Annotated in this window: 14 protein-coding genes and 1 other annotated feature (1 of these 15 cut by a window edge); of the genes, 12 read left to right on the forward strand and 2 right to left on the reverse strand. The window is 38.5% G+C overall.

Annotation, left to right across the window (positions count from 1 at the left end; all coding sequences use genetic code 11):
* Positions 1–13: a binding site (T-box leader), on the forward strand (it extends 218 nt beyond the left edge of the window).
* A 215-nt stretch (positions 14–228) separates the two neighbouring features.
* The 6 genes from bsdcttw_RS04555 to bsdcttw_RS04580 all read left to right on the forward strand — a co-directional run bounded on the left by bsdcttw_RS04555 (position 229) and on the right by bsdcttw_RS04580 (position 5589).
* Positions 229–1185 (forward strand): ABC transporter substrate-binding protein, encoded by a 957-nt coding sequence (locus tag bsdcttw_RS04555; RefSeq protein ID WP_225903851.1) that lies wholly within the window; start codon positions 229–231, stop codon positions 1183–1185.
* 19 nt (positions 1186–1204) lie between these two features.
* Positions 1205–2131 carry an ABC transporter permease gene (locus bsdcttw_RS04560; RefSeq protein WP_330602369.1) on the forward strand — a complete coding sequence of 309 codons (927 nt, stop codon included), beginning with the start codon at positions 1205–1207 and terminating at the stop codon, positions 2129–2131.
* Entirely contained in the window at positions 2124–2897 is a 774-nt protein-coding gene (locus bsdcttw_RS04565) for an ABC transporter ATP-binding protein (protein WP_185259701.1), read from the forward strand. Before bsdcttw_RS04560 ends, bsdcttw_RS04565 begins: the two co-directional genes overlap by 8 nt.
* Positions 2898–3055: 158 nt before the next feature.
* The gene (locus bsdcttw_RS04570; RefSeq protein ID WP_185258223.1) at positions 3056–3409 is read left to right on the forward strand and encodes a BlaI/MecI/CopY family transcriptional regulator; all 354 of its coding nucleotides are present in this window, start codon (positions 3056–3058) and stop codon (positions 3407–3409) included.
* A 10-nt stretch (positions 3410–3419) separates the two neighbouring features.
* Positions 3420–4745: a M56 family metallopeptidase gene (locus bsdcttw_RS04575; protein WP_185258224.1), complete on the forward strand. Its 1326-nt coding sequence runs from the start codon at positions 3420–3422 to the stop codon at positions 4743–4745.
* 22 nt (positions 4746–4767) lie between these two features.
* Positions 4768–5589, forward strand: a complete 822-nt coding sequence (locus bsdcttw_RS04580; RefSeq protein WP_185258225.1) for a hypothetical protein — start codon at positions 4768–4770, stop codon at positions 5587–5589.
* 157 nt (positions 5590–5746) lie between these two features.
* Here bsdcttw_RS04580 and bsdcttw_RS04585 read toward each other — a convergent pair whose 3' ends face one another.
* On the reverse strand, positions 5747–6580 hold the full coding sequence (locus bsdcttw_RS04585; protein WP_185258226.1) for a helix-turn-helix transcriptional regulator: 834 nt from the start codon (positions 6578–6580) through the stop codon (positions 5747–5749).
* A 171-nt stretch (positions 6581–6751) separates the two neighbouring features.
* Here bsdcttw_RS04585 and bsdcttw_RS04590 point away from each other — a divergent pair, with 171 nt between their 5' ends.
* From bsdcttw_RS04590 to bsdcttw_RS04615, 6 genes are all read left to right on the forward strand, one after another.
* On the forward strand, positions 6752–9847 hold the full coding sequence (locus bsdcttw_RS04590; RefSeq protein ID WP_185258227.1) for a glycoside hydrolase family 2 TIM barrel-domain containing protein: 3096 nt from the start codon (positions 6752–6754) through the stop codon (positions 9845–9847).
* Between the two features lie 695 nt (positions 9848–10542).
* Positions 10543–11484, forward strand: a complete 942-nt coding sequence (locus bsdcttw_RS04595; RefSeq protein ID WP_185259703.1) for an ABC transporter permease subunit — start codon at positions 10543–10545, stop codon at positions 11482–11484.
* An 81-nt stretch (positions 11485–11565) separates the two neighbouring features.
* Positions 11566–12474, forward strand: a complete 909-nt coding sequence (locus bsdcttw_RS04600; RefSeq protein WP_185258228.1) for a carbohydrate ABC transporter permease — start codon at positions 11566–11568, stop codon at positions 12472–12474.
* A 74-nt stretch (positions 12475–12548) separates the two neighbouring features.
* Entirely contained in the window at positions 12549–14363 is a 1815-nt protein-coding gene (locus bsdcttw_RS04605) for a type 2 periplasmic-binding domain-containing protein (protein WP_185258229.1), read from the forward strand.
* Between the two features lie 140 nt (positions 14364–14503).
* Entirely contained in the window at positions 14504–16528 is a 2025-nt protein-coding gene (locus tag bsdcttw_RS04610) for a beta-galactosidase (protein ID WP_185258230.1), read from the forward strand.
* A complete protein-coding gene (locus tag bsdcttw_RS04615) occupies positions 16521–18020 on the forward strand; it encodes an alpha-L-fucosidase (protein ID WP_225903792.1) in 1500 nt (499 codons plus the stop codon). The genes bsdcttw_RS04610 and bsdcttw_RS04615 overlap by 8 nt, the downstream gene beginning before the upstream one ends.
* Here the strand turns inward: bsdcttw_RS04615 and bsdcttw_RS04620 are convergent.
* Positions 18017–19555, reverse strand: coding sequence for a response regulator transcription factor (locus tag bsdcttw_RS04620; protein ID WP_185258231.1), 1539 nt, complete (start codon positions 19553–19555; stop codon positions 18017–18019). The two genes, bsdcttw_RS04615 and bsdcttw_RS04620, sit on opposite strands and share 4 nt — an antisense overlap.
* Positions 19556–19593: the final 38 nt, after the last annotated feature.

Genomic DNA, 19593 nt, shown 5'->3' on the forward strand with positions numbered 1-19593 from the left:
ATTCGTCTCAAGTTATTATAACTTGAGGCTTTTTTTATGTCCAAAATGATAAAAAACCCTTATCTGCTTTCGTTAACAGTTACTTATCAACCAAGGTTGCCAACACAGCCTGCAATAGATCACACACATGTTTAATCCTGGGAAATCCTAGGTGCATCGTGAAGTGAATTAGAAAGGGCATGGTTTTTTATGAAAAGAAAAATTGCTGGAATGATTGTTTTGGTACTTATGATGAGTATGTTTGGCGCGTGCAGTAAAGGAAGCAACAAAGATATGATAACAATTGGAATCGGCCAGTATGCAGAGCACCCTTCACTTGATAATTGCAGGGAAGGTTTCCTGGCAGGGTTAAAAAGTGAAGGTTATGAAGAAGGAAAGAATATCAAAGTTGAATATGAGAATGCTCAGGCTGACAATTCACTGGCCGGACAGATTACAGATGGTTTTGTTTCTAAGAAGGTCGCTTTGATCTGTGCCATTGCAACTCCCATGGCACAAAGTGCTTATGGTGCTGCCAAAGATACGGATATACCGGTAATTTTTACCGCGGTAACAGATCCGATTTTAGCAAAATTAGCGAAGGACGATAAGACCCCGGTTGGGAATATAACTGGAACAAGCGATAAACTTCCCGTAGAAGAACAGCTAAAAATGATCCGTAAGATACTTCCGGAAGCTAAGAAAATCGGAATCCTTTACAATACCGGTGAAGTAAATTCTGTATCTGCCATCGAGGAGTATAAAGCCTTAGCAGGGAATTATGGTTTTGAAATCGTAGAAAGCGGAATCACCGCAACAGCGGATATCCCACTTGCAACGGATAATATATTAACAAAAGTAGATTGCATTAATAATCTTACGGATAATACGGTAGTAAGCTCTCTGCCTCTAATCTTAAAAAAAGCAGCAGAGAAAAAGATTCCCGTCTTTGGCAGTGAAGTAGAACAGGTAAAATCAGGTTGCTTGGCTACAGTCGGCATTGACTATTATGACCTTGGAGTTAAGACCGGTAAGATGGCAGCACAGGTTTTAAAGGGAGAGAAAAAAGCATCTGATATGAACTTTGAAATAATAGACAAGGCAGCCTTTTATGGAAATAGTGCCGTTGCTAAAAATCTTGGAATTGATTTACCAAAAGACCTTACTGATACAGCAGGAGAAATGTTTGATTCCATAGCTGAATAGACAATAGAAAGGGAATAAAATGGCATACTTTATTAATTCTATAATCAATATTGCTGTCGGTGTCGCAGAAGAAGGGCTTGTATATGCAATTTTGGCCTTTGGTGTCTATATTACCTATAAGATACTGGATTTTCCGGATTTGTCCGTGGACGGCACTTTCCCATTGGGAGGTGCCGTAGCAGCAGTCCTTTTGCTAAAAGGATTTAATCCTCTGCTGACATTATTATTTGCCTTTATAGCAGGAATGCTGGCAGGAACCTTAACGGGTTTAATCCATGTAAAGTGTAAAGTAAGAGATTTACTATCCGGTATTATCATGATGACTGCTCTATATTCTGTTAATCTAAGGATAGCTGGCAGGAACAATGTTGCTATATTTGATAAAGAGACCATCTTTGAAAATGGATTTTTAAAGAAACTTTTGCCGGAATCCATAAAACATTATGAAACTATAAAGCGGTATGAGACATTAGTAATATTACTGATAATAGCGCTCCTAATGAAATTGCTTTTAGACTTTTATTTAAAAACAAAGTCAGGTTATTTACTTCGGGCGGTGGGGGACAATGAAACTCTTGTTACTTCTCTTGCGAAAGATAAAGGAAGAGTAAAAATTATTGGGTTAGCTCTGGCAAACGGATTTGTTGCACTTTCAGGCTGTATCTATACGCAAAAAAGCGGCTTCTTTGAAATCTCCTCAGGAACCGGTGCTATCGTAATCGGACTTGCCAGTGTAATTATCGGAATAAACCTCTTTAAAAGAAGAGAAAAAGTCAAAGCTACCACGGCAGTTGTTATTGGAACCATAATCTATAAAGCTTGCGTATCCGCCGCCATAGCATTGGGGTTATCTCCTAAGGATATGAAATTAATCACTGCAGTTTTGTTTCTTACCATTCTGATACTTAGCAACATTAGGAAGAGGAAGGTGAATGCCCATGCTTGAATTAAATAATATATCCAAATATTATAATGCTGGTACAATAAATGAAATGTGCCTGTTCCAGAATTTTAATCTGAAAGCAGAAAAAGGAGAATTTCTGTCAGTCGTAGGAAGTAATGGTTCCGGTAAGACCTCTCTGTTAAATATTATCTGCGGAAGTATCCCATTGGATAGTGGGACAATAAGAATTAACGGCAGGGACATTACAAAAAGTCCGGAGCATAAACGCAGCAGGAGTATTGGAAGAGTATATCAAAATACAGCGATGGGAACCTGTCCATCTATGACTATACTTGAAAACTTATCCTTAGCGGATAACAAAGGAAAAAGCTTTCATCTTGGAAGAGGGACAGATAAAAAGCGGATAGACTATTACAGAACGAACCTAAAAATACTGGGATTGGGACTTGAAGATAAATTAAACCTAACGGTAGGTTCTTTGTCAGGGGGACAAAGGCAGGCACTGTCACTTTTAATGACAACGCTGACGCCCATTGAGTTTCTAATATTAGATGAACATACAGCAGCGCTGGATCCGAAGACAGCGGAGACAATTATGGAACTTACCGGTCGGATTGTAAAAGAAAAGGGATTAACAACAATTATGGTGACACATAACTTAAGATATGCTCTTGAATATGGCAGCCGCCTCTTAATGCTTCATAAAGGAGAGATAGTTGTTGATAAGAAAGAAAATGAAAAAAAGGACTTGAAAATAGAAAATATTCTTGAAAAATTCAATCAAATCAGCATTGAATGCGGAAACTAATTTATGTTTGGACAAATGTTAAGTTTATATGACAAAAAATATAAAAATATTATATAAATCTTACAGTTTTATGAAAAAACCAATTGACAATTATAACCTTATGTGATATCGTTTTTATGTAAAACTATTGCAATAGTTATTATAGGAGATTGAGTATAATGAAGCTATTTGATTCAGAATTAAAAGTTATGGATGCATTATGGAAGAGGGGGGACCAATCAGCAGGGCAGTTAGCCAAAGTTTTGAAAGAAGAAACTGGATGGAACCGCAATACTACCTATACAGTAATTAAGAAGTGTATAGAAAAGGGCGCTATTTCAAGATATGGTACCAAATTTATGTGCAAGGCACTCATAAGCCGTGAGGAAGTTCAGCAGAGTGAAACCAATGAACTGGTAGAGAAAATGTTTGGCGGCTCATATGAGAAGTTTTTTGCCGCATTCTTAAATGAAGGATATTTATCTCAGGAAGAAATTGAAAAACTTAAGAAAATAGTTGGCGAAACAAAATGAGGTAGCAGGCATGGATATATATCATATATCATTTTCGTCTTCCATGCTTATTGTTTTCATCTTGCTGCTCAAAGCCTTTAGCGGTTATAAACTGCCCAGAAAGACTTTTACATTATTGTGGAAGATTGTTTTAGTAAGGCTTATGATACCATTTACTATTAAGATACCATTACCTGATTTTTTGGTTAATACCAAAAAGAAGGTCAGCATAGCAGGTAATACTCTAATGAATCTTGCTTTAACAGGAGGACCAGAGGGGACGGAATACCATGCTGCCACTGGTTCTTATAAGGTATCAGGAGCATACATATTGACAGCTGTTTGGATTGTAATAGCATTAATCTTATTCTGTATTTTTTTGTTCAAATATAGAAATAGCCGAAGGAAAGTAAACGAAGCTTTGCCATCGGAGAATGCTTATGCAAATAATTGGTTAAGCAGGCAGGATATGATGCGTCAGGTACGTATTCTTACCTTTGACAGAATTGAGTCACCCGTAACCATAGGAGTACTAAATCCTAAGATAATACTTCCAAAGAATATGGAAATGGACAGAGGAAGACGTCTTGAATATGTATTAAGCCATGAAATGGTGCATATAAAGAGGTTTGATATTGTATGGAAGTTATTATCTATGATAATATTGTGCCTTAATTGGTTCAATCCCCTGGTATGGCTTATGTATAAGCAATTTAACCAGGATATTGAGATGGCTTGTGATGAAAAGGTAATAAAAATCTATGGAAATGACGCAAAGCCGGATTATGCTTATGCAATCATACAGCTGATGGAAAGGAAGCCCAATGCTTCACTCATGTACAGTGGTTTTGGTCAAAAACCGGTGGAAGAGAGAATTAAATCCATAATGAAACTTGGAAATCCTACGAAGAAAAGCATCGCGGTTTCCATAACAGTTATACTAATGTCTACGATGGCCTTTTTCACTACAGTGGCAGCTGCAGATGAATTTGGGGATTTTGAATTACCTGCAGTTACCGGAGGGGAGACCGGTACTGCACATGCAAAGAATGCTGAGGCAGTATCATATTTTCCAGTAAATAAAAATGGCTATACCTATGGAAATTATGATAGTAAGACCGGGATTATGCCGGATTTGATTTGCATAGACAGTAAGAATGGCGGATATGTCTATGCCGATGATTATTTAAATGCTAATTTTTATAGCAAATCAAGTCTTGAAGTACAACACACTGCCAGTGATAAGGATGTACATCAGGAACAGTCCGCAAGCTGTAATATATATCTGAGTGATGGGGAGACAATAATAGGGACTTATAACTTTGAAAATATGGAAGAACAGAGTAATAATAATTAATACACTTGGAGGATGAAATTCTATGTTTAATAAAAAGTTCAGGTTATGTTTTTCTATCATTGCAGTAACGGCACTTGTTTTAGGAAATGTATCAGCCGCACAGGCAGGAGAATCTTTGGGTAGTTATTCCAAGAGAACAGTCGGTTCTTACAGTTATAATGACAGAGCGGCAGTAAATACTGATACGGTTGCCGGCTGGGCATATACGGATATTTATACTACCGGATTTGTTAGTGTACCTACGGGATATATGGGAGCGTCAGCCCAATTATTCAACGCAAGTACAGGAGCATTATGTCAGTCTTCAACTACATATTATAATACCAGTGCTACTTCAACATTAAGTGTGGGAAGCGGCAGATACATAGGACCGTCTTCTTTTTATAGTGCAGGTATTGCAAGATATTATAATGGTAGCAGCTACAATAATTACTTTACAACGGCAACATCTACTGTATATCTGGTTTCTGGTTTAACAGCTACTTTATCAGCACCGGCACCACAGTTACAGGAGAATGACGAGGGACTGACTTTAGGCAGTGCATATGTAGCAGAAGCTACAGGAAATATGCCTGACTTAGTTAGTGTCATCACTACTGATGGGCAGTTGGGATATGCATATGCCCAGGATTTACAGTTTGATACACCTGCTAATCCTGAGGAAGCAATTGCATTGAATGCAGAAGCCGCAAAGAATCCTTCTATTCCTGTTTATGCACAGGATGGTACTACCATAATTGGTTCCTTCCAGTTTACAACAGTAGTCCTTTCCAAGAACGCTTCAGCGATTAGAACAGAAGATTCTGTAACAAATGAAGCTGTTTCAACTGATATAACAGAATAATAATTGATACAAAGCTATATACGGGAAACAAATATTTATAAATAAAAATAATCATAATTTTAACTGAGGGGAATAGTTAAAATATAAATCGAAGGAAAAGGCTGCATTGAAAATGCAGCCTTTTCCTGTGGGGGCAGTAACGTCTGATGTATTATCATTACTGTTTCTCTTTTATATACCGTCCTGGTGATATACCAACGTTATTTGTAAATTGTTTTGTAAAGGAGTAGGTGTCACTGTAACCGGTAAGCAGAGCAGTTTCCTTGATGGAGATACCGGATAGGAGCATAAGCTTTGCATGTTTCATTTTTTGGTTAATACGGTATTTGTTGGGGGAGACTCCTGTATATTTGAGAAACTGTTTTCGGAAGTTATCATAACTGGTATTTAGTATGTCTGCGATTTCTTCCAAAGAAATGTTTTTATTTATATTAGAAGATAATAAGTAGCATGCTTCTTCCAGTGTTTTTATTTTGGAGTCAGTAAATGATGCTTTTGGTTTCAGGGAAACCAGGGATAATATGATATCCTGGGCTTGTATTAACATATGGGGAAGATTATCGTCATTAACCTCTTTTAGCCTCTTCAAAAAACTGTTGAAGGTTTGAAGAGTTATCTCATCATAAAATACGCTGCAAACAGGTGTATTTATGGGAAGCAGATTAAGACTGCACAGGTAATCATAAGTGGAACGACCGAAACTGATAAAGAATTCCAGCCAGTTTCCGTCCGGTATAATTTCTGTTGAATGACAGACTCCCGGAAGGCGCTGCACAAAGTCCCCTGTATTTATGGGGATTTTTTTATTTTCTGCTGTATGATAAATACCGCCGCCGGAGAGAAGTAAAAAACAACTGTAGTAATCAATACGCAAGTTATATTGGGAATGGTTAGCGGTGGGTTTTGTCATAAAACCGCATGCAATAATTCCATTGTCAAAGTCAGAACCGATACAACGGTAAATGACGTCTTTTTTCATTTCAAGCTTCATAAATACACCTCATCATTTTTCTGAAATCCCGATTCGACTACCAAAACGGATAAAAATTCAACCATATAAACCATTTTTCTATACTTCTTGTTCATTGTATAATATGTACAGAATTAACACAATAAAAAAAAGAAAATTGTTGATACCTGATATAAGAAAAGGAGATTTTTTATGAAGTATTTATGGGAGAATCAGTATATAACACAGCAAAACCGCTATCCGATGCATTCTGTATACGGCGTGTATGAATCTGTTCAACAGGCTCTGACAGGTGACCGCAGTATATCCAAATATGTTCAAAGCTTAAATGGAACCTGGAAATTTCAGATAACCGATAGCCCGTTGAAGGAGCCGAAAGACTTTAGAACCACTAATTTTAGCGAGGCTGAGTGGTCGGATATTCCGGTGCCATCTAATTGGGAGCTGCAAGGACATGGGAAACCCGTATATACCAACATACTTTATCCTTTTAAGAGAGGGGATAAAACTTCCCATTTTGAGTTGGAAATTGCAAAGGGGCAAGTGGAATTGAATGCTCCTTATGTACCAGAAGTAAATCTGACAGGTTATTATCGTACTACCTTTGAGATACCGGAGCATTTTATGGGAAGAGATATCTTTATCGAGTTCGGCGGAGTTGAATCCTGTTTCTATCTTTGGGTAAATGGTGTGGAAATAGGATATTCCCAGGATAGTAAACTGGAGGCTGCCTTTGATATTACGAATGCTGTAAAAGTGGGAAGCAATGAGCTTTCAGTTAAGGTCCTTCAGTTTTGCGACGGAACATACCTGGAAGATCAGGATTACTGGCATTTATCCGGGATTCACAGGGAGGTCAGAGTTTATGCAAAAGCAAAACAAAGGTTACTGGATTATAAGGTCGAAACCCTTTTTCAGGGAAATGATTTTAATGAAGCAGAGCTAAAAGTGATGCTTCACCCCAATAATACGGTGGCAGGCTATGGAGAATGCAAAGTTCGGTTAAGTCTTTATAATAATGTGGGGGAACTTATTACTGCTTTTAGCAGTGAGCCCTATTTAGCCTGTGGCTACTATCTGATGCCTAAATTCGTTGCATTCCCTTCTGCGAAGGTAACAAATCCACACCTATGGTCAGCAGAAGATCCCTATCTTTACACCCTGGTATTAGAAACAGTGGATGGTTCCGGTAATATTACAGATATTGAAAGTACAAAGGTGGGATTTCGCAAGATAGAGATAAAAGGTGACAGTGTGCTTTATCTGAATGGAAAACGACTAGTTGTCCGAGGAGTTAATTCACACGAATTCTGCCCGGAAACCGGCAGATATGTATCAAAGGATTATATGAGAGAGCAGCTTCGCTGTATAAAGCAATTAAATTTTAATGCTGTTCGGAATAGCCACTATCCACATGGGAATGACTGGTATGATTTATGTGATGAACTGGGAATCTATCTGGTGGATGAAACCAATCTGGAGACCCATGGGTATGGCGGTCAGCTTAGTTCTTCTCCGGAATGGAGTGCAGCTTACATAGAGCGTGGGTCGAGAATGGTTCTAAGAGATAAGAATCATCCCTGTGTCATCCTCTGGTCGCTGGGAAATGAGTCTGGTGCAGGTATGAACCATGCTGCAATGTACGGCTGGATAAAAGAATATGACAAGACTAGGTATGTACAGTATGAATCCGGGGATCCGAAAGCAAATATTACGGATATTATTGCACCTATGTATCCTTCTAAAGCTTGGATAGAAGATAAAATGGCTGACTTAGAGGACATCAGACCGTTCATTATGTGTGAATATGCTTATGCCAAGAGTAACAGCAACGGTAATTTTTCAGAGTACTGGGATTTGATTGAAAAATATCCTCGTTTTCAAGGGGGCTTTTTATGGGATTTCCAGGATAAAGCCCTGACCAGAATTAAAAAAGACGGTTCAATTAAATATGTTTACGGCGGAGCTTTTGACGAGGCGATAGTGGATCCGGTAAAAGACATGTGCTTAAACGGAGTTGTACTGCCGGACTTAAGCTGGAAGCCGGCAGCCTATGAAGTAAGAAATGTTCAGGCACCGGTAAAGTTATACCGTGGTACATCTATGTTTTCTGACAGGGCCGTATACAAGATACGCAATGATTATCAGTTCTTGGATCTTAGTCACCTTAGGATTACCTGGGAACTTCAATGTGATGGAAAAGTGGTTGATTCCGGTGAGCTGAAGCAGTATTTTACAGTGCCAGGGCAGTCAGAGGAATTACAATTAGCTCTTGAGGAAGAAAAGATAAAGGGAGAGGCTTTTGTTAACTTCCGATTTTCGTTGCGGGAACCGACTGCCTATGCAGCTGCCGGTCATGTAATCTACATTTATCAGCTGCCGCTGGAACAGTCTAAAATCTACAGAACAGAGGTAACGATTGCAGAAGAGAGGCTGGCGTTTCATGAAACAGAGAATCAGATTTTCATAACAGGAGAAGGCACAGATATCTGTTTTGATAAAAAGAAAGCCATCTTTACAAAGGTAATTCTTAATTGCCAGGAAAGATTCATAGGCGGCGGGGATAATTTTTACCGTGCGGTAACAGGAATTGACGAAGGAACCGGAGACGCGGGAACAAATTATGCCCAGGAATGGAAAGCGGAAGGATTAGACAACCTGAAGAAACAAACAGTAAATATCAATACGGCAATATCGGAGAAACAGATTTTTATTTTTACGGAAGTATCTTATAATAATGGAAATATTATAGTGACCACACAATACCGTATAGGAAGTAAAGGCATTGAGATAAATAAAACAGTAGTAAATAACTGCAATACAAATACTATTCCCAGAATCGGCATGACTTTTATTCTCCCAAAAGATAAAGAGCAGATTGAATGGTACGGCAGAGGTCCATGGGAAAATTACAGAGACAGGAAAATGGCAGCACACATTGGCTGCTATCGGAGTACGGTTACAGAGCAGTATACACCTTATATCAGACCGGTGGAGTGCGGGGGAAAAGAAGAAGTCAGATATCTTACCGTGAAAGATAAATCAAACCATGGAATCTGTGTATCAGGCGCAGTACCTTTTCATTTTGATATACATGATTATTCGGTTTCTTCCTGTGATAACGCAGATTATGAGGAAGACTTAATAAGGGATGAAAAGATTTATCTGAATGTGGACTATATTCATACAGGTGTAGGAGGAGATACGGGCTGGATGAAAAATATTCATCCGGAGTATTTAATTGGGAAAGGATATTATCATTATCAGATATCTGTTCAGGCGTTATAAAAGGAGGAATACCACATATCAGGGTATAATGTGAAAGGAAAGATCTGATGAAGCATTTTTCCATAAGGACAGAGGCTTTACCTTTTTGCATGGCAAGAAGCAAGCATCCGCTAACATAGAAGCCCATACTATCAATACATTTGCGATAGATTAGAAAAACACAGGAACTGTTGCAAAAAGAAGCGCTATGTGAGGCCGCCCTCTGAACATTGCATCCTTTTGCAACAGGTTTATCTTTATATGATGAACCTTTCGAATCAAAATTTATAACTAATATCTACACACATTACATGTTTATACGGATGATTTTCTTATATTTACCCTTCCTTACATATCATTCAAAATCTCATGTAATTTTTGCATTTATTCTTAAAAGTCTGTTATCTAATTTCTCAGCTATAATCAATCCCCTGCTAAAAAACAACATGAAAAAATGCATATAAAATACTGTAAAAATTGGATGTTTTCATGCAAGATGCTGTAAAAGTCTGATTTTATCCATATACTATGTTCAATTTAAGAGGTATTAGAGTGCGTAAAAAAATGTTACTATAAATGCAAGCTAATCAGCACGAAAGTATAACCGGCAACTGGGTAATCAGCTTGGAATGTCAGGAGAATACGCCGAGACTAGTTTTAAGCTGCGTATTCAGGGATATCAAATTGGAGATTTGATGTTCACGAAAGGAGTTAAAATGCAGAAAGACGCTATCAAATCAAAAAATAAGAAAAGGAAATTTGACAGGCAGGGAATGATTATGTTCCTTAGTGTACTTCCGTTTCTTATATTATGTTTTCTATTTTCATACTATCCGCTGCATGGTTGGATATATGCATTTTATGACTATAGATCCCCGTTAAAATTGTCCCAATGTGCTTATGTAGGAATTAAATGGTTTAAAACTTTATTTGCTAACAAAACTCAGGTAGGGCAGCTCCTTCAGGTTATGGAAAATACCTTTGCCATGAGCTTATTGGGAATTGCAACATCTATTCTACCGGTAGGGTTTGCTATTTTCTTAAATGAAATTAAGGCTAAGAAGTATAAGAATTTTGTTCAGACGCTTACAACCTTACCAAACTTTATTAGCTGGGTTTTAGTTTATTCCGTTGCATTCAGTCTTTTTTCCTATACCGGTATGTTTAATACCATCTTACAGCATCTGGGACTGATATCTGAGCCGATTAAGTTTCTCGATAACAATTCCCATATCTATATAAAGATGTTATTATGGAATACCTGGAAGGGTCTTGGTTGGGGGGCTATTATGTACCTGGCAGCAATCTCTGGAATTGACCAGGAGTTGTATGAAGCCGCAAGGGTTGATGGTGCTAACCGCTTCCAGTTAATGAGACATATTACGTTACCTGCTTTAATGCCAACCTACATCGTATTGTTAATGCTCTCCGTTGCCAACTTCTTAAATAATGGTATGGACCAGTATTACGTATTTCAGAATTCATTTAACAAAGAACATATTCAGGTATTAGATTTATACGTTTACAACATTGGTATGACAGGAAACAGTATCCCGCTGGCAACCGCCATCAGTATGTTGAAAAGTTTGGTAAGCGTAACCTTGTTGGTATTGGTTAATGTAATTTCCAAGAAGACACGTGGTAATTCCATCATTTAATTACGATAGGAAGACAGCTTCAACTACGGATCAAAGAATACCCAATCAAAGATTAGATATTCAAGGAAGGGCAGGTTTAACATGAAAGAAAAGAAAAAGTATACAAAGTCGGATATTGTTTTTAACACTGTAAATTATGGTATATTTGCGATATTAACGTTGATTTGTGTGTATCCGTTTTATTATATGATAATCAATACTATCAGTAACAATAATTTAAGTGCCAATGGTGGAATTAATTTTCTTCCGAAAGATATGCATTTGGAAAACTATAGGCAGGTATTAAAGTTAAAAGGACTTTCCTTAGCAGCAGGTATTTCCGCTGCAAGAACGGTCATTGGTACGGCTTGTACCGTATTTGCCTCCGCTTATCTCGGATTTATGTTTACACAGGAGAAGATGTGGAAAAGAAAGCTCTGGTACCGTTTTTTAGTAGTTACGATGTATTTTAATGCAGGTATTATACCTGTTTTCCTTACCATGAGAGCACTGCATCTTACAAATACATTTTGGGTTTATGTTATTCCGGCAATTGTGCAGCCCTTTAACATCATCTTAGTAAAGACCTATGTGGAGTCAATTCCGAAGTCTTTACAAGAAGCAGCGGAAATTGATGGTGCTGGATTTTTCAGAATCTTTTATAAGATTATTCTGCCAACCTGCACACCGATTCTTGCAACTGTGGCAATTTTTGCAGCTGTTGCGCAGTGGAATTCTTTCCAGGATACGTTGCTTTATATTACAGACCAGAAATTATGGTCCCTGCAGTATTTATTATATACTTATATCAACCAGGCGAACTCTTTAGCAACGCTGGTGAAAAATAGTACAGGAACAGCGATGAATATGGCAGCACTGGCAACTACTCAGACGCCGACTTCCATCCGTATGACAGTATCAGTAGTAGTCGTTCTACCAATACTATTTATCTATCCTTTATTTCAAAGATTTTTTGTAAAAGGTATTATGATTGGCTCTGTAAAGGGTTGATGAATACCGTAATTCATTTGAAAATCATTGGCATTAAGCCTGATTTTAGATATTTCATTATGGGAGGTTATACTATGAAAAAAAAGCTACTTAGTGTATTGCTTTGTGTAGTTTTAACTGCATCTATGTTATCTGGCTGCGGTAAGACGAACAAGGGCGAGGGTTCAGCTAACACAAATGAAGGTACAAATAGCGGAAGCAATGAAGCAACTGCTACCCCGACAACGGATTCCAGTGCAACTGGAGCAAGTAAATACAAAAATTTTATTACAGTTGATGTATTCGACACCCAGGCAAATTATCAGGGTATCCAATCCGGATGGTTTGCAAAAGTTGTAAAAGATAGGTTTAACATGGAATTAAATATCATTGCTCCCAATGTTGCAGGTGGCGGCGATACTTTATACCAGACACGTTCTGCTGCCGGTGACTTAGGCGATTTAATCTTCACTGGTACTGAAAATGGTAGATTACAGGATTTGGTTACTGCAGGTCTGGTTGTTGACATGACAGATTTATTAAAGAATGAACAGAATTTAGCAAAGTATCAGGCAGCTATTGATAATACAAAAAGCTTAGTGAAGGAAGAAGGTACCTATGCTATACCTTCAGCCGTATCCTCAAGCTCTCCTGACACCCCCAGTGAAGGACTTGACTTAACCTTTGGTCCTTATGTAAGATGGGATGCTTATAGTGCAGCTGGATATCCTCAGATAAAGACTCTGGAAGATTTACTTCCTGCACTTCAGAAAATGCAGCAGGCAGTACCTACCAGTGATACCGGTAAGAAGACCTATCCTTTCTCCTTATTTAAAGATTGGGATGGCAACATGATGTGTCTTGCAAAACAGCCTACCTGCCTTTATGGTTATGATGAATTAGGTTTTGTTCTTGCAAAAGCAGATGGTTCCGATTATCAAAGCATCATTGATGACAACTCTATGTATGTTCGCGTATTAAAATTATACTATGAAGCAAATCAGATGGGTCTTATGGATCCTGAATCAACTACTCAGAATTATGATACTTTATACAATAAATATAAAGACGGTCAGATTTTATATTCTCCTTGGCCTTGGTTAGGTCAGGCAGCTTACAATACAGCAGAAAACAAAGCTGCTGGAAAAGGCTTTATGTTAGCACCTATTGATGATATGAAGATTTTCTCTTATGGATGCCAGCCAAAAGGTAATCCTAAGTATTCTGTAGCAATCGGCAGCAAAGCAGAAGATCCTCAGAGACTTGCAGATTTCATTGATTGGTTATATTCACCCGAAGGAATCACAATGTCAGCTTCTCAGACTTCCGGCTCTGCTGGTCCTCAGGGCTTAACATGGGATATGCAGGATAACAAACCTGTTTTAACTGATTTTGGTAAGGAAGCTTTAATCAACGGAGATGCTACCATGCCTGATTCCTGGGGCGGCGGTTCTTGGAAAGATGGTGTTTCCCAGTTGAACTATCAAGCAGTTAACCTCTTAGATGTTAACCCGAACTCAGGATTCCCTTATACACATACCGTTTGGGAATCATATCTTGAATTAAATAAGACAAAGCTTGATACAGATTGGCAGACTAAGATGAATGCTAAGACGACTCTTGATTATTTAAAGAGCAAAGATCAGGTTTTAGTTGCACCTGGCAGTACTTATGTAGCACCTCAGGAATCTTCTGATATTACAACTTTAAGAAATCAGGTTAAGGCTTCCATCGTTCAGTACTCCTGGTTAATGGTATTTGCAAAAGATGATAAGGAATTCAACAGCCTGTTAAAAGAAATGCAGGATACTGTAAATGGTCTTGGATATGCAGATGTATTAAAAGTTGATATGCAGAATGCAAAAGATCAGGATGCAGCGAGAAAAGCATCTTTAGCAGAAAGCAAATAAGAATTACTAAAATATATTGGCAGTTAAACCAGCCGGTAAAAATATGTAGTATAATATATGACAGCAGCAGGGGTTCCTGCTGTTGTCATATTCTTATCTCGCCATATACGGCGTATAAACATTAAAAGGAGAAAAGTACCATGACTTATAGCAATAAGGTTAATAAGATTGTGTACGGCGGTGACTATAATCCGGAGCAGTGGAGTGAGGATATCTGGGAAGAAGATATGCGTCTATTTAAACTTGCTCATATTGATATTGTAACATTGAATGTATTTAGTTGGGCCAGCCTCCAGCCGGATGAAAATACTTACGATTTCTCAAAGCTGGATAAGATTATGGAGCTGGTTCGGAAAAATGATTTGAAGGTGTGTCTTGCAACTTCAACAGGAGCTCATCCGGCCTGGATGGCAAAGAAATATCCGGATATCTTAAGAACAGAGATGAATGGTATGAAGAGAAAATTCGGTGGAAGGCATAATTCCTGTCCTAACAGCCCTACTTACCATAAATACTCCCTTCGCTTAGTAGAAAAGCTGGCTAGCCGTTATAAGGATTATGATAATATCATATCCTGGCACATTTCCAATGAGTTTGGCGGAGAGTGTTACTGTGAAAACTGCGAAAAAGCATTCCGGGTATGGCTGAAGGATAAGTATAAAACTATAGAGGAATTAAACCGTGTATGGAATACCTCTTTTTGGGGACATACCTTTTATGAATTTGATGAAGTAGTTCTGCCTAATCTGTTGTCAGAGCATTTTGCAGCCGATCGTTCTATGTTTCAGGGAATATCTTTGGATTATAAGAGATTTAATTCCGACAGCATGCTAGCGTGCTTTCAGGAAGAGTATGAAGTGTTAAAGAATATTACGCCGAACCTACCCATAACGACCAATCTTATGGGCTTTTATCCTGTGCTGGATTATCAGAAATGGGCAAAATATATGGATTTCGCATCTTGGGACAGCTATCCCTCTAATGGTGATTCTATGGCAAAAATGGCTATGACCCATGATTTAATCAGAGGATTAAAGGGAGGAGACCCTTTTGTACTGATGGAGCAGACTCCGAGTGTTACGAACTGGCAGCCCTATAACGCCCTAAAACGTCCGGGAGTAATGCGCCTTTGGAGCTATCAGGCAGTTGCCCATGGAGCGGATGCGGTAATGTTCTTCCAGATGAGAAGAAGTATCGGAGCTTGTGAGAAATTTCATGGAGCAGTCATTGATCATGCCGGACATGAAAATACCAGAGTGTTCAGAGAATTAACAGCCCTTGGTGGGGAGCTTGAGAAGATAGGGGATATGACCCTTGGAGCCAAGTCTGAGAAGAAAGTCGCGCTGCTTTTTGACTGGGATAATTGGTGGGCTGTGCAGTTATCTGCCGGACCAAGCTGTGAGCTGAAATACTACGAAGAAGTGCTTCATTTTTATACAGCGCTGCATTCCAATAATATACCTGTGGATATTATCGGAACAGAGGATGATCTGAATGAGTATAAAGTAGTTGTTGCACCGGTTTTATATATGACTAAGAATGGGTATGATGAGAAGCTTCGTCAATATGTAAAGAAGGGCGGAACTTTTATTACTACTTTCTTAAGCGGTATAGTGGAAGAACATGATCTGGTCATTACAGGCGGGTATCCTGGTAACTTACGGGATATTATGGGTATCTGGGTGGAAGAAATTGATGCTCTTCCCCAGGGCAGTGAGAATTCTTTTACTTATAAAGGCAAGCAATATCCTGCAAAGCTGCTGTGTGACATTATGCATCCGGAAGGTGCCAAGGTCCTAAGCTCATATGAAGAAGACTTCTATGCAGGAACTCCGGTTATCGTAAAGAACGAATTGGGAGAAGGATTAGCATATTACCTTGGCAGCAGTTCTAACAGTGAATTCTATGAGGAATTCATGAAGGATATCTGCCTTGAAAAAGGTGTTATGCCTGTTTGCGCTACTCCTGATAATATTGAGGCGACAGAACGAAAGAATGAAAAGGGAACCTTCCTCTTTTATCTAAATCATGGTGATACCGATAATAAGGTAGTCCTTGAAAAAGATTATCTGGACATCTTAAAGGATGTATTCTATCATAAAAATGATGAGATAAATATAAATGCCAAAGATGTATTGATATTAAAGGAGGTCTTTAATGCCTGAGCAAAAGATTATGGGAGAGAACGAGAGAAAGAACTACCTGGAAAAAATTGAAACAGTGATACAGAAAGGGCCTTTTAAGGATAACTGGGAGTCCCTGCAGCAGTTTGAAGCACCTAAGTGGTTTCATGAGAGCAAGTTTGGAATCTTTCTACACTGGGGATTATACAGCGTTCCGGCTTTCAACAATGAGTGGTATTCCAGAAATATGTATATTCAGGGGACAGAGGAATTTGAACATCATGTTAAGACCTTTGGACCCCAGAAAGAATTCGGTTACAAGGATTTTATTCCTCTGTTTAAAGCGGAAGCCTTCAATCCAAAGGAATGGGCGCAAATTATAAAAGGAGCCGGAGCAAAGTATGTATTTCCGGTAGCAGAACATCATGACGGTTTTCAGATGTATAAGAGCAGCCTGTCACATTTTAATGCCTATGAGATGGGACCGGAGAGAAACTTATTAGGTGAATTAAAGGAAGCCTGCGAAGAAGAGGACTTATGTTTTTGTACTTCTTCCCATAGGGCCGAGCACTGGTTCTTTATGTGTCATGGAAAGGAATTTGACAGTGATATTAAGGAACCTTTAGAAAGAGGTGATTTCTACTGGCCTTCCATGGAAGAGCCCAATCATCAGGAGCTTACCAGTAATCCATATCCGACGCGGGAATATCTGGAGGATTGGCTTCTTAGAACCTGTGAGATTATTGACGAATACAGACCAAGACTTTTGTATTTTGACTGGTGGATTCAACATGAAGCCTTTAAGCCTTATCTTAAAAAAGTCGCTGCCTACTACTACAACAGAGGAGCTGAATGGGGAAGCAAGGTGGCTATCTGTTATAAGCATGATGCTTTTATGTTCGGTACAGGTATCGTTGATGTTGAAAGAGGAAAGTTTGCAGAGGTAAAGCCTTATGTGTGGCAGACGGATACGTCTATTGCAAAGAATTCCTGGTGCTATACGGATACGCTGGAATATAAGACTGCAAAAGATATTATCTATAACCTGGTGGATATTATCAGTAAAAATGGTAATATGCTCCTTAATGTCGGTCCCAAGGCAGACGGTTCTTTCGCGGAGGAAGATAAAAAGATACTGGAGGAAATCGGTTCCTGGCTTAAGGTTAATGGAGAAGCAGTCTATGGAAGTAAGATCTTTCGTAAGTCCGGTGAAGGTCCTACCAAAGAAAACGAAGGGCAGTTTACAGACAATCAATCCATGGTGTATACTGCGAAGGATATGCGCTTTACCGTAAAAGGAGACAGCATTTATGCGTTTGTTCTGAATTATCCGGAGAACGGTGAGGTTACCATAACTTCACTTGCAAAATCCAAAGACCAGAATGTCCCGGAATTTCACGGTATAATAAAGGAAGTATCAATTCTTGGCAGCGAAGAAGTGCCGGAGTGGACGGAAGATTATGAAGGACTGCATGTAAAGACACATACAGTCCATAGTAACTATCCGGTAGTAATAAGAGTTAAAGTGGCTTAATTCTGTTTTTTCCGGTACTCCGCCGGACTTACACCAATTTGCTTTTTAAATTTTTTATGGAAATAGTCTACGTTTTTATAACCGACCTGTTCGGCAATCTCATATACCTTTAATTTATCCTCCAGCAGCAGTTTGCAGGATTTTTCAATACGAACTTTATCCAGATAGGAATTAAAGCTTTCACCGGTTTTCTTGGTAAAAATCTTACCAAGATAGGAGCTGTTGTATCCGAATAAGGGTGCAATCCCCTCCAGCTTTAAATTCTCCTTGTAATTATGGTTAATGTAATGAAGAATGTCATTTAGAACACTGTCGCTGGAGGAATTTCCTATCGCTTTCATAAATATCTCAAATTGTTCAGAGAAGAATAAAATAATTTCGTATAAATAATATTTGCTCTCAATCAGGTTGATAACAGTAGAGTTGGCAGGAAAAGGTATATCTAGTGTATTATATACATGTGAGATAATCTGTTTTACCTGAAGATAGATATCAGTTAAGTAATACTTTATATCCATTACATTGTCTTTTGCATAATAAAGTTTCTTCTCCAGGTCTTTTAAAGTTTCTGCAACCATTCTTCGGTTATAGGACTGAATATAATCCGCAAATAACTGGTAATAGCCCTTACATTCCTCTGAATGAAGAAAATAAGTGAACTCTTCCTCTTTTGGTAAATCCTCAAAGCTTAAAAAATGCTGGTTCTGTTCGCAGAAGAAACGTCGGTTTAACAGACTGCAAGCATCCTCGTAAGAATAATGAACCTGCTCCAAGGAATAAATTTTACGCCCATATGTAAGAAAGAGTGAATCCAGAGGAGAGAGTTTTTGAGGGCCCATATCATAATGCTGAAGGAATTGATTAAAATGATCGATGGCAAAGTCACCCTTCAATAAGATAATATCCCGTTCCTGAAAATGTATATTATCAAAGGAATTATTGTCTTTATTCGTAACACGAAGTAAATCTGCAAAACTCCAGATGGCATGAAAATCGTCCTGTTTGTATTTTTCATAGACAACAACCTGATAAATCGGGGCATTTAAATGAAAATCAGAGGAGTTAAAATTTAGGAAGTCAGCCTTACCTGTCAGTAAATCCCGCAGAATAGTATCCCTTGCCTTTTCCCTGTAGTGGAGCATAGTGCTCTTATTCGTTCTTTCCTTTTTTAAATCATCCCTTACCGTGATAACGGCATTGGCCAGTTCGTCCTCATCAATAGGTTTGGTAAGATAGTAATCAACACCATAGCGCATGGCTGTCTGTGCATATTTAAAATCAGAAACACCGCTGATTATAATAAATTTGCCGTTAAATTGCTTCTCTCTGGCAATCTTTACAATTTCTATACCGGTTAATTTCGGCATGCGAATATCAAGCAATATTAAGTCAGGCTGGAGTTCCAGAATTTTATTTAAGGCATCCTCACCATTTTGAGCTTCGCCGCAGATAGTAAAGCCAAGGGCTTTCCAATCAATAATCATTTTCAGACCTTCTAAAACATAGGACTCATCATCAGCTATAAAAACTTTCATACAATTTCTCCATTTCTGTGAAGTGTTTTCAGTAATTT

The organism is Anaerocolumna chitinilytica (assembly GCF_014218355.1).
GTDB lineage: Bacteria > Bacillota > Clostridia > Lachnospirales > Lachnospiraceae > Anaerocolumna > Anaerocolumna chitinilytica.

Bases quoted from the DNA above. Each gene is read 5' to 3' on its own strand.
- bsdcttw_RS04560 (WP_330602369.1), top strand. From the start codon at position 1,205: ATGGCATACTTTATTAATTCTATAATCAATATTGCTGTCGGTGTCGCA.
- bsdcttw_RS04610 (WP_185258230.1), top strand. From the start codon at position 14,504: ATGACTTATAGCAATAAGGTTAATAAGATTGTGTACGGCGGTGACTAT.
- bsdcttw_RS04595 (WP_185259703.1), top strand. From the start codon at position 10,543: ATGCAGAAAGACGCTATCAAATCAAAAAATAAGAAAAGGAAATTTGAC.
- bsdcttw_RS04570 (WP_185258223.1), top strand. From the start codon at position 3,056: ATGAAGCTATTTGATTCAGAATTAAAAGTTATGGATGCATTATGGAAG.
- bsdcttw_RS04575 (WP_185258224.1), top strand. From the start codon at position 3,420: ATGGATATATATCATATATCATTTTCGTCTTCCATGCTTATTGTTTTC.
- bsdcttw_RS04620 (WP_185258231.1), bottom strand. From the start codon at position 19,555: ATGAAAGTTTTTATAGCTGATGATGAGTCCTATGTTTTAGAAGGTCTG.
- bsdcttw_RS04585 (WP_185258226.1), bottom strand. From the start codon at position 6,580: ATGAAGCTTGAAATGAAAAAAGACGTCATTTACCGTTGTATCGGTTCT.
- bsdcttw_RS04565 (WP_185259701.1), top strand. From the start codon at position 2,124: ATGCTTGAATTAAATAATATATCCAAATATTATAATGCTGGTACAATA.
- bsdcttw_RS04580 (WP_185258225.1), top strand. From the start codon at position 4,768: ATGTTTAATAAAAAGTTCAGGTTATGTTTTTCTATCATTGCAGTAACG.
- bsdcttw_RS04600 (WP_185258228.1), top strand. From the start codon at position 11,566: ATGAAAGAAAAGAAAAAGTATACAAAGTCGGATATTGTTTTTAACACT.
- bsdcttw_RS04555 (WP_225903851.1), top strand. From the start codon at position 229: ATGATGAGTATGTTTGGCGCGTGCAGTAAAGGAAGCAACAAAGATATG.
- bsdcttw_RS04615 (WP_225903792.1), top strand. From the start codon at position 16,521: ATGCCTGAGCAAAAGATTATGGGAGAGAACGAGAGAAAGAACTACCTG.
- bsdcttw_RS04590 (WP_185258227.1), top strand. From the start codon at position 6,752: ATGAAGTATTTATGGGAGAATCAGTATATAACACAGCAAAACCGCTAT.
- bsdcttw_RS04605 (WP_185258229.1), top strand. From the start codon at position 12,549: ATGAAAAAAAAGCTACTTAGTGTATTGCTTTGTGTAGTTTTAACTGCA.